The sequence below is a fragment of the Rhizobium mongolense subsp. loessense genome, assembly GCF_900099775.1.
GTDB lineage: Bacteria > Pseudomonadota > Alphaproteobacteria > Rhizobiales > Rhizobiaceae > Rhizobium > Rhizobium loessense.
The window spans coordinates 313,582-327,183 of sequence record NZ_FMTM01000003.1 but is presented as its reverse complement, the minus strand read 5'-3'; the positions used below and the strand labels follow the sequence as shown (position 1 = coordinate 327,183).

Sequence of the window (13,602 nt, the reverse complement as noted above, 5' to 3'; positions counted from 1 at the left end):
ATCCGACGCCGCAGAGGTTAATCGCCAGTTGGCCTGTAAGCCGGGTTCTGTATGGCTCCGGCCGAAACCGGAACGTGGCAGCCATTCCTCTGGGACAGCGTTTGCACGCTGCCTCACGCAACCCACCCGGATGACTGACCTGGAAACCGGCCGGCGGGCTTTCGCCCGCCACGTCATCCCTATTCGGTCTTGCTCCCGGTGGGGTTTACCGTGCCGTCGCCGTTGCCGGAGACGCGGTGGGCTCTTACCCCACCCTTTCACCCTTACCTGCGCAAGCGCAGGCGGTTTGCTTTCTGTGGCACTTTCCCTGAGGTCGCCCTCGCCGGACGTTATCCGGCACCGTATTTCCGTGGAGCCCGGACTTTCCTCACCTTACCGCCTTTCGGCATTGGTAAAGCGCGGCTGCCCGGCCAACTGGCAGGGCTCAAATAGCCGAGAGTGCCGCCAATTGCCACTGGAAATGTACGGATGCCATTACCGGAAAGAAGGTTTGAAATCCGTAGCGTAGCCCTGATCCCCGATTTCACCCTTAAACAACAGCTCTGCCCCGAGACGGCCGATTTCGTCCGAACTCTTCGCCGAAGTGCCCGCGCAGCCGGTTAGCACCGCAAGCCGTGGAGACGAAGTGTAGCCGACCATCGGATAACGGCTCTTCGTATGCGAGACGGCGCAGGCCGCCGTCGAAACGGAAAGCGGCCGCAGATCCGGAACAAGACGGCGGACAATCGCGATGAGATGGTCGCGCACCGCCGGCCGGCCGTCGGTTCGGAACCATGCACGCAAATCCTTTTCGGTCTTAAGGCGGTAGTCATCGGGATCGCCGCCGATCTTCAGATAGTATTTCCCGTCAGGATAACGGATCGGAGGCAGCAGATAGATGTCGGTCTCCGGCGCTTCGACAATCAGCGACGGCATGACGGCAAACTCTGCGGCCTGCGCCTCGTTCACCTCGAACATTGTGACCGTCCGCCCATGAACCGATATATCAACCGATTGCGGCAACAGATTCTCGCCAATGGAAAAACCGCCAGCCGCAAGCAGCACTTTTTCCGCCGAGTACACCTTGCCGCCCGAGGTCTCGACAGCAGCAACCCCGCCCGCCTCGCGGATCGCCGTCACATAGTCGCGAACGACTGTTGCACCCGCCTTTTCCGCAATGATCGACTGCGCCTTGACCAGTTTGCGCGGACTGATATGGCCGGCGCCCTTTACCTGGAATACGCTCTCGCAGCCGTCCGGCAGGGCGAAGAAAGGAAACGCCGCTTTGAGGCTCGCCTCGTCGAGCAGCCTCGTTTCCACACCAAGCGATGCAGCAGCTTTTGCCGTGTTGACGATATAGTCGCTCTGCGCCGGCGCTACGAAGACGCAACCCGCTTCGGTGTAGAATGTGATGCCGCTTTCTGCTTCAATCTCAGCATATCGGGCGATAGACCGATTGGCGAGCAAGGCCCAGTCGCGATCCGGATCGACGGTCCGGGTGATGCGGCCCTCGTCGTAATGGCTGGCGAAAACACCCTGATGCGCCTTGCGATTTTCCGGCTCGTCTGGACCGATCACGGCAACGCCGTCCGTCTGTCTCGCCAGATGCTTCGCCGCCGCCGCGCCCATCATGCCGCGGCCGACGACGATATATTTGAAATCAGCCGCCATAACTCACCTCGCTTCGAGGTCCAGATAGCACGGCGGCCGACGCGATTCATATTCTTAAATCGAGGTTTGCGCCGCGCTTGACATAAGAGTGAGCACTTTGCCGCAATAGGCCTTTGAGATCGGGTTCATCTTCCGCGCGCCGTGGCCGGCATTGTACTTGAGGATGGTATTGCAGGTTTGCCCGCCGCCGAGCTCGTGGGCAGCCGCCAGATACTTCATCCCATATTTGATGTTCGTTTCCGGATCGAAGAGGCCCTTCTTCGTTCCCGAATAGCCCATCATGCGCGCCGTTGCCGGCTTGATCTGCATGAGGCCAATCTCGCCTGCGCTGCCGCGTGCCTTCGGGTTGAAATTGCTCTCGACACGGACGACGGCGTGGGCAAGCTCGACAGGCACGTCATATTGCTCAGCGTATTTAGCAATTAGAACGGAATACTTATTGGCTGTGAAATCCGGCATTGCATAACCGCTTTGGCGATCGACGGTCTTGAAAAGGACCGTCTGGGTTTTCTCGTTCCCGTCATTGCTTTTATTACCTGCATCGCCAGCAAAAGCGCAGCCGTACCCTGCCAGCAGCAGGCTTGCGCATGCCGCTGCACCAATAATCATATGTCTCATGTAGTCTAGTTACTCCGACCCAAAGAATTACCGGACTGCGCGCCTCGCCGTCCGCCGGTTTCACGTGCCAAGGAATGGCAACGTTCCGCAGCAATTCTTATCGTTTCATTTTGACTCCCGCAGCTACACACAAAAACAGCCGCGAGCGCCGCTCAGCGACCGGGGTTAGACCATCGCAATGAGGAGATAATAGGGAAATGATGTGGCAGTGCAGCATTCAAGGTCGTTTGCTAAAAAACGTTGCTTGAGTGTCACACAGACGTCATGAATAACGCGGCAGCGCAGAGAGCAGCCGGTGCAGCGTGTCGATCGTCGAAAAGTCGGCAATGCCGTCGACGCGCTCCTGGCGGAAATGACGTTGGAAGGCCTCCACGTCGCCCGCCGTTTTCTCGGAGAATTCACCTGTGATTTCCGTAGCATAACCATAAAGCGAGAGCATCGACTGCAGGGCTTCGACCGGTTGGCCGCAGTCGCCCCGCTGGAAGAAGCGCCCGCCTGTGATCGGCGCCGGATCGACCCAGTGTCCTACCCCTGCGTGATGCAGCTCCGCCCACGGAAATTTCTCGCCCGGATCGACCTTGCGAATGGGCGCAACGTCCGAGTGCGCAAGCACCCTTTCGGGTGCAATCGACCAACGTTTGCCGCAATCACGACACAATTCGATCACCGCCGCAATCTGCTCTTTCGGGAAGTCCGGCAGGCCGCCCGGATGCCCGGCATTGGCGATTTCGATGCCGATGGATCGGGAGTTGATATCCCCCTCGCCGTGCCAGCTGCCCTTGCCGGCATGCCACGCCCGACGCGCCTCCGCAACGAGTTGAACGACATCGCCGTTCTCGTGCACGAAATAGTGGCAGGAGACTTCGCTCTCCTCGCGACAGAGCCAATCGAGCGCAGATTCCGGCGTCGGCATGCCCGTGTAATGAAGGATGATCATATCCGGTTTGCGCCCGTCCGCCCGCTCGCCATGGTTCGGCGACGGCTGCACGCAACAAGCCTTGCGGTAGTCAGCCTCGAACGAGGTCATGCGGCGCGGCGTTCCTTCTCGATCGTCGCATAGGCATCGTTGAGGGCAGCCATGCGCTCGTTGGCGATCGCGTGGAACTCCCTGGGCACGCCGCGCGAAATCAGCCGGTCGGGATGGTTCTCGCTGACAAGGCCGTGATAGCGGCGGCGGATCGTCGGGAAATCGTCGGAAGGCGAAACGCCGAGGACCTTGTAAGGATCCCGGCCGATCGAAACATGGCGCGCCGCGATCTGCTCGAAACGTTCTTCGCTCATTTCGAAGATCTGGCCGATATGACGCAGGAAATTCATCTCCTTCTCATGGACCGCCCCGTCTGCCTTGGCGATGTGGAAGAGGCCGTCGAGGACGTCTTCCAGAACAGCGCAATTGGCGGCGCAGCTGACGCAAAGTGAAGAAAGCTTCGCAGCATAGGCCTCGTAACCTGCGACATCCTGGCGCGCGAGATTGTAGAGGCGAGCAACGTTCTTCGCCTGGTCCTGCGGAAAGAAGAAAATGTCGCGGAAAGCCCGGACTTCCTTCTCGCTGACGATCCCGTCGGCCTTCGCCATCTTGGCGGACAGCGCGATGATGGCGACGGAGAACGCGACCTTGCGACGGGTCTCGGGATCACCCTCGAAAACCGTGCGGATCGCCTCAACCATCGCCGCGAGCAGGTTACCCGCAGCGTTGCCAACAGCATTCAACAGTTTTTCCCAGAAGGACATCGAAGTTTCTCGCATCGCAATATGAAGTACCTTGATCAAATAATCATAGCCATTGCAAGGCGGCGATTGGTCGTAGGATTGAAAACACTTTTCACAATTCGGTAATTGTCGCGCCTCTTATGAGGCGGAAGAGCCCGCCTTTATGCGCCTTTCGGACAGGCTTCAGCGTCTGCTCGAGATTTTCCACAGACGTCTCAGAAAGCAAATCGGGGCTTGAAACGATTAGATGCGCCCTTCTTGTCACCTTCCCTGCCCTGTCCGCCGCAGCCTTGCATTTTTCGTAAATTCTTTGCTTTACAGGCCTCTTTCCCTGCCGCATCCATGCGTTAGGTAAGCTGCATGCGACTACCGGCACAAAGTACTCAAGGAGGGAAAAATGGCCAAACAGAAAGTAGCAATGCTAACCGCCGGAGGCCTGGCTCCCTGTCTTTCCTCCGCCGTCGGCGGACTCATCGAGCGCTACAGCGACGTCGCACCGGATGCCGAGCTCATTGCCTATAAATCCGGCTATCAGGGCGTGCTGCTTGGCGACAGCATCCAGATCAGCAAGGAAATGCGCCAAAAGGCGCCGCTTCTCCACCGCTTCGGCGGCTCGCCGATCGGCAATAGCCGCGTCAAGCTCACCAATGCCGCCGATTGCGTCAAGCGCGGCCTGGTCAAGGAAGGTGAGAATCCGCTTCGCGTCGCCGCCGAACGCCTTGCCGATGACGGCGTCACCATCCTTCACACCATCGGCGGCGACGACACCAACACGACTGCTGCCGATCTCGCAGCATATCTCGCAGCCAATAATTACGATCTTACCGTCGTCGGCCTGCCGAAGACAGTCGACAACGACGTCGTGCCGATCCGCCAGTCTCTGGGCGCCTGGACGGCGGCTGAAGTCGGTGCGCATTTCTTCGATAATGTGAGCAACGAGCAGAGTGCAGCGCCGCGCACGCTCGTCATCCACGAGGTCATGGGCCGCCACTGCGGCTGGCTGACGGCGGCGACCGCCCGGGCCTATCTCAGCCGTACGAAGAACTACGAATATGTCGACGGGATGATGATGAATGCAGGCATGAAAAGCATCGATGCCGTCTATCTGCCGGAAATGGCTTTTGATCTGCAGGCCGAAGCCGAACGCCTCAAGGAAATCATGGACAAGATCGGCCATGCGACCGTCTTCGTCTCTGAAGGCGCCTGCCTTGATGCCATCGTCGCGGAGCGGGAAGCCGCCGGCGAGACCATCAAGCGTGATGCCTTCGGCCATGTGAAAATCGATACGATCAATGTCGGCGGCTGGTTCCAGAAGCAGTTCGCCAACCTTGTCAATGCCGAGCGTTCGCTGGTCCAGAAATCCGGCTATTTCGCCCGCTCCGCGCCCGCCAATGGAGACGACCTCCGCCTCATCCACAGCATGGTAGACCTGGCTGTCGAAAGCGCCCTCAACAAGGTTTCCGGAGTCACTGGCCATGACGAAGGACAAGACGGTAAATTACGCACCATCGAGTTCCCCCGCATCAAGGGCGGCAAGGCCTTCGATCTTTCGACCAGATGGTTCGCCGAAGTGATGGATACGATCGGACAAAAATACCAGGAAGCATGATTGACGCAGGGCTAATATGGTGTCTTTGCTTGTTTCTTAGGGATTAGGAGGAGATTCCATGTCGCTCGAAGCCTGGCTCGCTTTCGCCGCCGCATCCGCCATCATGCTTGCCATTCCGGGGCCGACCATCCTGCTTGTCGTGTCCTATGCGCTTGGCCATGGACGAAGGACGGCGCTGGCGACGGTGAGCGGCGTTGCGCTCGGCGATTTCACAGCGATGACGGCTTCCCTCTTCGGCCTCGGTGCGGTTCTGGCCGCATCGGCAACGCTCTTCACGGTGCTGAAGTGGATCGGCGGCGCCTACCTCATCTGGCTAGGCATCAAGCTTTGGCGCGCGCCGCTCATCACCGAACCGGTCGCAGACAACGACAACCTGCCTGAAGAGAAGTCGCTGAAGATCTTCCTGCACGCCTATATCGTGACGGCGCTCAATCCGAAAAGCATCGTCTTTTTCGTCGCCTTCGTTCCGCAATTCCTCAACCCCGCGCAGCCCTTCTTCGAACAGATGGTTATCATGGAGCTGACCTTCCTCGTTCTCGCAGCGATCAATGCTTCGACTTACGCCCTTCTGGCGAATGCCGCACGCGGCCTCATCCGCAAGGCTAGCGTGCAGCGCGCCGTCAACCGCACCGGCGGGACGTTATTGATCGCTGCAGGCGCCGTGACGGCCGGTTATCGCCGCATCGCCGCCTGACGTTTTCGCCGGGTTGCGGCGCAACAGCGAATAGGTTAATGGCAAATCAGGGTTCAGGGTCTCGATAACTTTTAAATGCTGCCAGGGCGGCGCGATTCACGAAAGTGACAGAATGGTAGCGAACGGATTTTCCGGCCTGAAACGCGGCCTTGTCGTGACGACAATGCTCTGCGGTATCGCCGGATGCTCGACGGTCGAGTACACGTCCCAGGCGGAATTGACCGCTGTGCAGAGCGTCATTCCAACCCCGAAGCCTGGCGAAGATGCGATGATGATGGCCGCCGTACCGGCCGCCGACGGCGCCAGCCAGCCCGAAACCGCATTCGCAGCTTCCAATCCCCAGGCGACACCCGCTTTGACCGCAACCGCAACGGCAATGCCGGCAACGGCAACGTCTGCCGATCCTGCCATGCAGCAGGCGATGACCGCGAGTGGCACGCAGATTCCGCTGACGCCGGAAATGACCGCGATCCAATCGGTCGTGCCGACCCCGCGTCCAGGCAGTCCGGCATCGCCATCGACACAGCTTGCCTTCGCAGCGACAGCGCCGCAGAGCGGCGCGCTGGCTGCGATCGCCTCCGTCGGCGCCGCGCGGCGCTCGATGTCGGATTTCACCTTCGACGAGTCCGGTCCGATGGACCCGCCAGCCGCGCCGCCGATGTTCAGCGACAGCGACATTGATACGGCGCCGACTGCCGAAAAGGGCTTTATCAGCAAGCTGATCAGCAAATATTCGAAACTTTACGAAGTCCCCGAAACATTGATCCACCGCGTGGTTCACCGCGAAAGCCGTTACAATCCAAAGGCTTATAACAAACGCGGCTATTTCGGCTTGATGCAGATCAAATACAATACGGCCAAATCGATGGGCTATGACGGCGCGCCCACCGGCCTTCTCGACGCGGAAACCAACATCAAATATGCCGCGAAATATCTGCGCGGCGCATGGCTCGTTTCCAATAACAAGGAAGAAGATGCCGTGAGGCTTTATGCGCGCGGCTATTATTACGATGCCAAGCGCAAAGGCATGACGGATATTGCCCACGGCAACTACTAAGCTTTCGCATTCACATATGCTCAACTGGCAGGCAGCGCGGCAAGCAGTTCTTTGAGCATAAGCTGCGGCTTGTAGCCGAGGCGGCCTGGCGTCAGGCCCATGCGGACGAAGACCAGATCGGCGGATGGCACGATCGCCATGCTTTGCCCGTCATGTCCTTCCAGCCAGAAGGTATCTTCCGGCAGCCCCGCTTCGGCGCTCGTATCTCCGCCGGGTGCTGCAAGCCATGCCTGGCCTTGCGTATATTTACCGCCCGACGATTGCGTCGGCGTTCGCATCGCCTTGACAAACCCGTCCGGCAGGAGCCGCTGACCATTCCAGACGCCGTCCCGAAGCAGGAATTGCCCGAAACGCGCCCAATCGCGCGCCGTCGCGTAGAGATAGGAACTTCCTGCAAAGGTGCCCCGGGCATCGACCTCCAGCACCGCGCTCGACATGCCGAGCGGCTTGAAAAGTGCCTCCCTCGGATAAGAGAAGGCCTTTTTCCGGTCGCCGCCTACCCCATCCATCCAGATTCGCGACAATAGGACCGCCGTGCCGCTCGAATAACGGAAGCGTTCACCGGGCTTTGCTTCGAACGGCGCATTGGCGGGCAACGAAACCATATCGGGGTCGAGATAAAGCATGCGCGTCACATCCGTGACATCGCCGTACTCCTCGTTGAAAGCGAGGCCGCTTTCCATGCCCAGCAGATCCCGGAGCCTGATCTGCGACCGTTCGTCATCCTTCCACTGCGGCAAAAGGTTGGTCGCGTCTAAATCCACCTTTCCATCGAGCATGGCGCGCCCGACGAGCGCCGCATTGACCGTCTTGGTCATCGACCAGCCAAGCAGAGGCGTCTTCGCATCGAAGCCTTCGCCGTAGCGCTCCGCCACGATCCGGTCGTTGTGAACGACGACCATCGCCCGCATTTGCGGACCGGCCAGCACGTCGTTTGCCAGCAGCGACGCAAGATCTCCGTCGTTAGCTTCAGCAACGCTTTCGCCTTCCGGCCATAGTGCCGCGTTCTCCGGAATCATCCGCGGCCGCGTATCCGAAGGTGCAGCCTCGGCAGCAGCCTTGAAATTGCCGTCAGGCACGCTCGTGCAGCCGAACGCCCCCCGATAGAGCGCATATCCGGGTGCGAAGAGCCCCAGGATGCGCGCCGTCACATGACCCCGTTCCCGATCGACCGAAACTCTCACCAATCGCAGTAGCGGATTGCCCGGCGCCTGTACGTCGCCGTAGAGTACCGCTTGCGGGTCGCGTCCTGCCAAAAAGACATTCGAGCAGACGATCTTTGCGGCATATCCATCACCCACGCGCAACAGCTCCGGCGGATTGACGTATAGCCAGGTCCCGCCCGCGATGACGATGACGACGGAAGCAGTGGCGAGTGCCTTCACGATACGCAGAACAAATCGCATGTTATTGCCTCCACGAACGGAGAGAAGCAGGAAATCTCTTCACAAAAAAGAGCACAAGAATGCGAATGCCGTTTTCTGCCAGGCAATTCCTGTGGAAAGCGATACCCACAGTCTGCGTCATCAAACTGTAGCAGGGACGCGCTACACGCCCTGAACGCAAAAAGGGTGACAGACTCACATGACGGAATTTGCACCGGATACCGGCTTCCGCAAGAACCGGAAACTCAAGGACGCTCTTCTCCGCCACAAGGCATTTTCCAAGGACGGCTTTTCGGAACGGCTTTTCGGCCTGCTCTTTTCCGGCCTCGTCTATCCGCAGATTTGGGAGGATCCGGATCTCGACATGCAGGCGATGGAACTGCAGCCGCATCACCGCATCGTTACGATCGGCTCGGGCGGCTGCAACATGCTCGCCTATCTCTCCAAGGCGCCGGCCTCCATCGATGTGGTCGACCTCAACCCGCACCATATCGCGCTCAACCGCCTGAAGCTTGCTGCCTTCAAGCATCTTCCCGGCCATACCGACCTCGTGCGCTTCCTCGCCATGCCCAACGAGCGATCGAACAGCCGGGCCTTCGATCACTTCCTGTCGTCCAAGCTCGACGAGACGACCCGCGCCTATTGGAACGGCCGCAAGTTCGGCCGCCGCCGCGTCACCGTCTTCAACCGCAATTTCTATGAGACCGGGCTGCTCGGCCGCTTCATCGGCGCGGCCCATCTGCTCGCCCGCCTGCACGGCGTCGATCTCAAAGAGATGACGAAGACCCGCTCCATCCGCGAACAGCGCCAGTTCTTCGACGAGCAGGTTGCGCCCCTCTTCGAAAAGCCGGTGGTGCGCTGGATTACAGGGCGCAAGAGCTCGCTTTTCGGTCTTGGCATTCCGCCACAGCAATATGACGAGCTTGCCAGCCTCACCGCTGATCAGTCGATCGCCCCGGTCTTGAAGCATCGCCTCGAAAAGCTCGCCTGCCATTTTCCGATGAGCGAAAATTATTTCGCCTGGCAGGCTTTTGGTCGCCGGTATGCCTGCGACGACGAAGGCCCGCTGCCGACCTATCTGAAGCGGGAGCACTACGAGGTGATCCGCGCCAATGCCGATCGCGTCAACGTCCATCACGCAAGCTTCACCGAGCTTCTCGCCAAGGAACCCGCCGCCTCTCGCGACCGTTACATCCTGCTCGACGCGCAGGACTGGATGACGGACCAGCAGCTGAACGAGCTCTGGGCGGAGATTACCCGCACCGCCCTCCTCGGCGCCCGCGTCATATTCCGCACGGCGGCCGAAAAGAGCGTCATCGAGGGCCGTCTTTCCTCGGCGATCCGCGATCAATGGGAATATTTCGAGGAGAAGTCCCGAGATATGACCGCACTCGACCGTTCGGCCATCTACGGCGGCTTCCACATTTACGGAAAGAAGGCGTGACCGAAATCCGCACCATCGTGGACGAGAAATCCGAAAAGCATGCCAATCTTATGGACGGCATGTATCGCTACCAGCGCCATATCTATGATCTGACGCGTAAATATTACCTGCTCGGCCGCGACAGTACGATCCGCAATCTGGACGTCCCGGAAGGCGGCACGCTGCTCGAAGTCGGCTGCGGCACCGGCCGCAACCTGGTGCTCGCCCACCAGCTGTTTTCCGGCGCTAGGCTCTATGGCCTCGACATTTCGCAGGAAATGCTGATTTCGGCGCGTAAAACATTCGCCACGAAGGCCGCTGTTGCCGATTTTCGCGTTGCCGACGCGACCGCCTTCACGCCACGGGAATTCGGTGTCGGCGGCTTCGACCGGATCCTCATTTCCTATGCGCTCTCGATGATCCCCGATTGGGAACGCGCCGTCGATGCCGCAATCGCCGCATTGAACCCCCGCGGGCAGCTGCACATCGTCGATTTCGGCCAGCAGGAGGGCCTGCCGGCCTGGTTCAGGGCGGTGCTGAAGTCATGGCTTGCAAAATTTCACGTCACGCCTCGCGCTGATCTGCGCCAGGTGCTGGAAACGCAAGCCCATGAAAACAACGCGAGATTGTCGTTCGAGACGATCGGCGGTGGCTATGCCTGGCGGGCAGCAATCATCGCCCGGCCTTCATAATTCGCTTGAACCTAACCGATTTTTTACGTTGATATGTTGAAACAGGGGAATTCCTCTACTGAAACTCGTCTTTCGAAGGTCAAGCTGTGGGGCAAGTCGATCATTCGGTCCACGACGGGACATTTATGCGCCGGATTTTGTTTTGTGTATTGCCATTGGCTATCATGTTGGCCGGCTGTACTTCATCAGGATATGATTATCTTGAGACCGCATCCATAAAACCGAAGTCCCGCTTCAAGGATACCGACCCGCAGGATTTCGGGGCGAAGCATCCGCATCGGAACGAGGTTCACGGCATCGACATCTCCAAGTGGCAGGGTGATATCGATTGGCAGACGGTGAAGACTTCCGGCGTCGCCTTTGCCTTCATCAAGGCGACCGAGGGCAAAGACAGGTTCGACCCGCGCTTCAATGAATACTGGCAGCGCGCCCGCGCCGTCGGCATCCCCCATGCGCCCTATCATTTCTATTATTTCTGCTCGTCGGCCGATGAGCAAGCAGACTGGTTCATTCAGAACGTCCCGCGCGAATCGATGCGCCTGCCCCCGGTCCTGGACGTCGAATGGAACGGCGAATCGAAGACTTGCCGCTTCCGGCCGGATCCGGCGACCGTTCGCGCTCAGATGCAGCGCTTCATGGACCGCCTCGAAACCTATTACGGCAAGCGGCCGATCATCTATACATCGGTCGATTTCCACCGCGACAATCTGCAGGGTTACTTCCAGGACTATCACTTCTGGGTCCGCTCGGTGGCCAAGCACCCGGAAGTCACCTATGCCGACCGCCGCTGGGCCTTCTGGCAGTATACGTCGACCGGTGTGATCCCGGGCATCAAAGGCCCCGCGGACATCAATGTGTTTGCGGGCTCCTCAAAGAACTGGGCCAACTGGGTGGCTTCCGTTTCTAAGGACAGAAATTCTTAGTAACGTCCGCCGATCTTTCTTGCTTCCGTCACATTCATCTGTGAAAGCAACAACATATTTCGGGTATAAGGACGATCTCATGCACCGCTCGCTCGCAGGCCGCTCTGCACTTGCTCTTTTGTTTGCAATCACCGCGGCAACCACGGCATTGGCTCAGCAGCAGGCAATGGCTCCGGCGGCCTCCCCTCCACCAGCCGCAACCCCTCAGGCTCCTCCCGTGGCTTGCGCCGGCGATCTTGCCGAATTTCTGGCTGGCGTGAAGGCCGATGCGATCGCTGCCGGCGCCTCCGCCGAAGCTGCCGACAAGGCGCTCGCCGGCGCGCAGATCGATCCCAAGGTTCTGAGCCGCGACCGCGCGCAAGGCGTCTTCAAGCAGACCTTCCTGGAGTTTTCGCAGCGTACCGTCAGCCAGGCCCGCCTCGATATCGGCCGCCAGAAGCTGAAACAGTTCGCGGACGTCTTCGCCAGGGCCGAGCAGGACTATGGCGTGCCCCCGGGCGTGATCACCGCCTTCTGGGCAATGGAAACGGACTTCGGCGCGGTTCAGGGCGATTTCAATACGCGCAACGCGCTCGTCACGCTGGCGCATGACTGCCGCCGTCCCGAACTCTTCCGACCGCAATTGATCGCGCTCATTGAAATGGTTCAGCACGGCGACCTTGACCCGGCAACCAATACCGGCGCATGGGCGGGCGAAATCGGCCAGGTGCAGATGCTTCCGCGCGACATCGTCGCCTACGGCATGGACGGCGACGGCGATGGCCATGTGCGCCTGAAGGAGAGCGGCCCGGACGCCATCCTGACGGCCGCGAAGTTCATCCAGCATCTCGGCTTTGAACGCGGCCAGCCCTGGCTGCAGGAAGTCACCCTGCCCGACAATCTTCCCTGGGAAAAATCAGGCCTCGGCGGCACCATGACGGCTGGCGAATGGTTCGCGCTCGGTGTCCAACCGCGTGACGGCAACACCAGCTTCGGCAATCTGGAGGGTGACCTCGTTCTCCCGCAGGGCCGTCACGGACCGGCCTTCATCGCCTACCCGAACTTCAAGATCTATCTCGAATGGAACAAGTCGTTCATCTACACGACCTCGGCCGCCTATTTCGCCACCCGCTTTGGAGGTGCGCAGCCCTATCTCAAGGGAACGCCGGAACAGGGCCTTGCCAACGACCAGATGAAGCAGTTGCAGACCAAACTGCAGTTGAAGGGCCACGATGTCGGTCAGATCGACGGCATCCTGGGTTCCGGCACCCGTGTCGCGATCCAGAAGGAGCAGCAGCGTCTCGGAATGCCCGCCGATGGCTGGGCGACGCCCGGCCTGCTGAGCGCGCTCTGATCAATCCATTTTCGTGAAGGTCGCCCACTTCGATCGCGTCCCGGAAAATGCCGAGGCGCGATTTCGATTTCCCGCATCATATCAGCAGCTTCCGGTCATGCCTTTATGTAGCCGTCACCGTTAACGGCCCAATCGCCCAATTTAACGCACGGTTAAAATGTGTGAAGAAAATTTCATTGTGATTTGGCAATTAATTCCAAATGCTTAGCTGATCAGAACGCAGCTCGTCCGCAGTCCGCCGCTGCGTTGCAGCATAGAATCCGCTTTCCACGCGACACAATTCAGACATATTATATGCTGGTTAACGCGAGGAGGCAGACATGGGTATCACACGATCCTTGAATGTCCTGTTGGTCAGTGCAGCGTTCGCGTTCGTCTTGTCCATGCTCTTCATTTGAGCGGTCGGCGAACCCTATGACTGGAATACCTAGCTCCTGACAAGCTAACAGTTCAGCCAATTAAAAAGCGCATGTCACCGCCAGACATGCGCTTTTTTATTCGATGCGAT

At 59.3% G+C, this 13,602-nt stretch carries 12 protein-coding genes and 1 other RNA gene; 7 read left to right on the top strand and 6 right to left on the bottom strand.

Annotation, left to right across the window (positions count from 1 at the left end; translation table 11 throughout):
* Positions 1 to 20: 20 nt before the first annotated feature.
* The 5 genes from rnpB to BLP23_RS12770 all read right to left on the bottom strand — a co-directional run bounded on the left by rnpB (position 21) and on the right by BLP23_RS12770 (position 3,999).
* Positions 21 to 418: RNase P RNA component class A (gene rnpB / locus BLP23_RS12790), an RNA gene on the bottom strand.
* A 56-nt stretch (positions 419 to 474) separates the two neighbouring features.
* Entirely contained in the window at positions 475 to 1,650 is a 1,176-nt protein-coding gene (locus tag BLP23_RS12785; protein ID WP_092585220.1) for an NAD(P)/FAD-dependent oxidoreductase, read from the bottom strand.
* 54 nt (positions 1,651 to 1,704) lie between these two features.
* A complete protein-coding gene (locus BLP23_RS12780) occupies positions 1,705 to 2,268 on the bottom strand; it encodes a lytic transglycosylase domain-containing protein (RefSeq protein WP_092585219.1) in 564 nt (187 codons plus the stop codon).
* A gap of 262 nt (positions 2,269 to 2,530) precedes the next feature.
* The gene (locus BLP23_RS12775; protein WP_092585218.1) at positions 2,531 to 3,295 is read right to left on the bottom strand and encodes an N-acetylmuramoyl-L-alanine amidase; all 765 of its coding nucleotides are present in this window, start codon (positions 3,293 to 3,295) and stop codon (positions 2,531 to 2,533) included.
* Positions 3,292 to 3,999 (bottom strand): J domain-containing protein, encoded by a 708-nt coding sequence (locus BLP23_RS12770; protein WP_022714356.1) that lies wholly within the window; start codon positions 3,997 to 3,999, stop codon positions 3,292 to 3,294. The genes BLP23_RS12775 and BLP23_RS12770 overlap by 4 nt, the downstream gene beginning before the upstream one ends.
* Before the next feature lie 376 nt (positions 4,000 to 4,375).
* Here BLP23_RS12770 and BLP23_RS12765 point away from each other — a divergent pair, with 376 nt between their 5' ends.
* The 3 genes from BLP23_RS12765 (at position 4,376) to BLP23_RS12755 (ending at position 7,338) form a co-directional block, all read left to right on the top strand.
* Positions 4,376 to 5,587: a pyrophosphate--fructose-6-phosphate 1-phosphotransferase gene (locus BLP23_RS12765; RefSeq protein ID WP_092585217.1), complete on the top strand. Its 1,212-nt coding sequence runs from the start codon at positions 4,376 to 4,378 to the stop codon at positions 5,585 to 5,587.
* A 58-nt stretch (positions 5,588 to 5,645) separates the two neighbouring features.
* Positions 5,646 to 6,281, top strand: a complete 636-nt coding sequence (locus BLP23_RS12760; protein ID WP_092585216.1) for a LysE family translocator — start codon at positions 5,646 to 5,648, stop codon at positions 6,279 to 6,281.
* A gap of 112 nt (positions 6,282 to 6,393) precedes the next feature.
* A complete protein-coding gene (locus BLP23_RS12755) occupies positions 6,394 to 7,338 on the top strand; it encodes a lytic transglycosylase domain-containing protein (RefSeq protein WP_092585215.1) in 945 nt (314 codons plus the stop codon).
* Positions 7,339 to 7,358: 20 nt separating this feature from the next.
* Here the strand turns inward: BLP23_RS12755 and BLP23_RS12750 are convergent, their stop codons facing one another.
* Positions 7,359 to 8,744 (bottom strand): serine hydrolase domain-containing protein, encoded by a 1,386-nt coding sequence (locus BLP23_RS12750; protein WP_092585214.1) that lies wholly within the window; start codon positions 8,742 to 8,744, stop codon positions 7,359 to 7,361.
* A 178-nt stretch (positions 8,745 to 8,922) separates the two neighbouring features.
* Here BLP23_RS12750 and BLP23_RS12745 point away from each other — a divergent pair, with 178 nt between their 5' ends.
* The 4 genes from BLP23_RS12745 (at position 8,923) to BLP23_RS12730 (ending at position 13,094) form a co-directional block, all read left to right on the top strand.
* Positions 8,923 to 10,167, top strand: a complete 1,245-nt coding sequence (locus BLP23_RS12745; RefSeq protein ID WP_092585213.1) for a BtaA family protein — start codon at positions 8,923 to 8,925, stop codon at positions 10,165 to 10,167.
* A 50-nt stretch (positions 10,168 to 10,217) separates the two neighbouring features.
* Positions 10,218 to 10,838, top strand: a complete 621-nt coding sequence (locus tag BLP23_RS12740) for a class I SAM-dependent methyltransferase (protein WP_407691790.1) — start codon at positions 10,218 to 10,220, stop codon at positions 10,836 to 10,838.
* 125 nt (positions 10,839 to 10,963) lie between these two features.
* Positions 10,964 to 11,761 (top strand): glycoside hydrolase family 25 protein, encoded by a 798-nt coding sequence (locus BLP23_RS12735; RefSeq protein ID WP_092585211.1) that lies wholly within the window; start codon positions 10,964 to 10,966, stop codon positions 11,759 to 11,761.
* A gap of 79 nt (positions 11,762 to 11,840) precedes the next feature.
* On the top strand, positions 11,841 to 13,094 hold the full coding sequence (locus BLP23_RS12730) for a lytic murein transglycosylase (protein WP_092585210.1): 1,254 nt from the start codon (positions 11,841 to 11,843) through the stop codon (positions 13,092 to 13,094).
* The last annotated feature ends 508 nt before the right edge of the window (positions 13,095 to 13,602 follow it).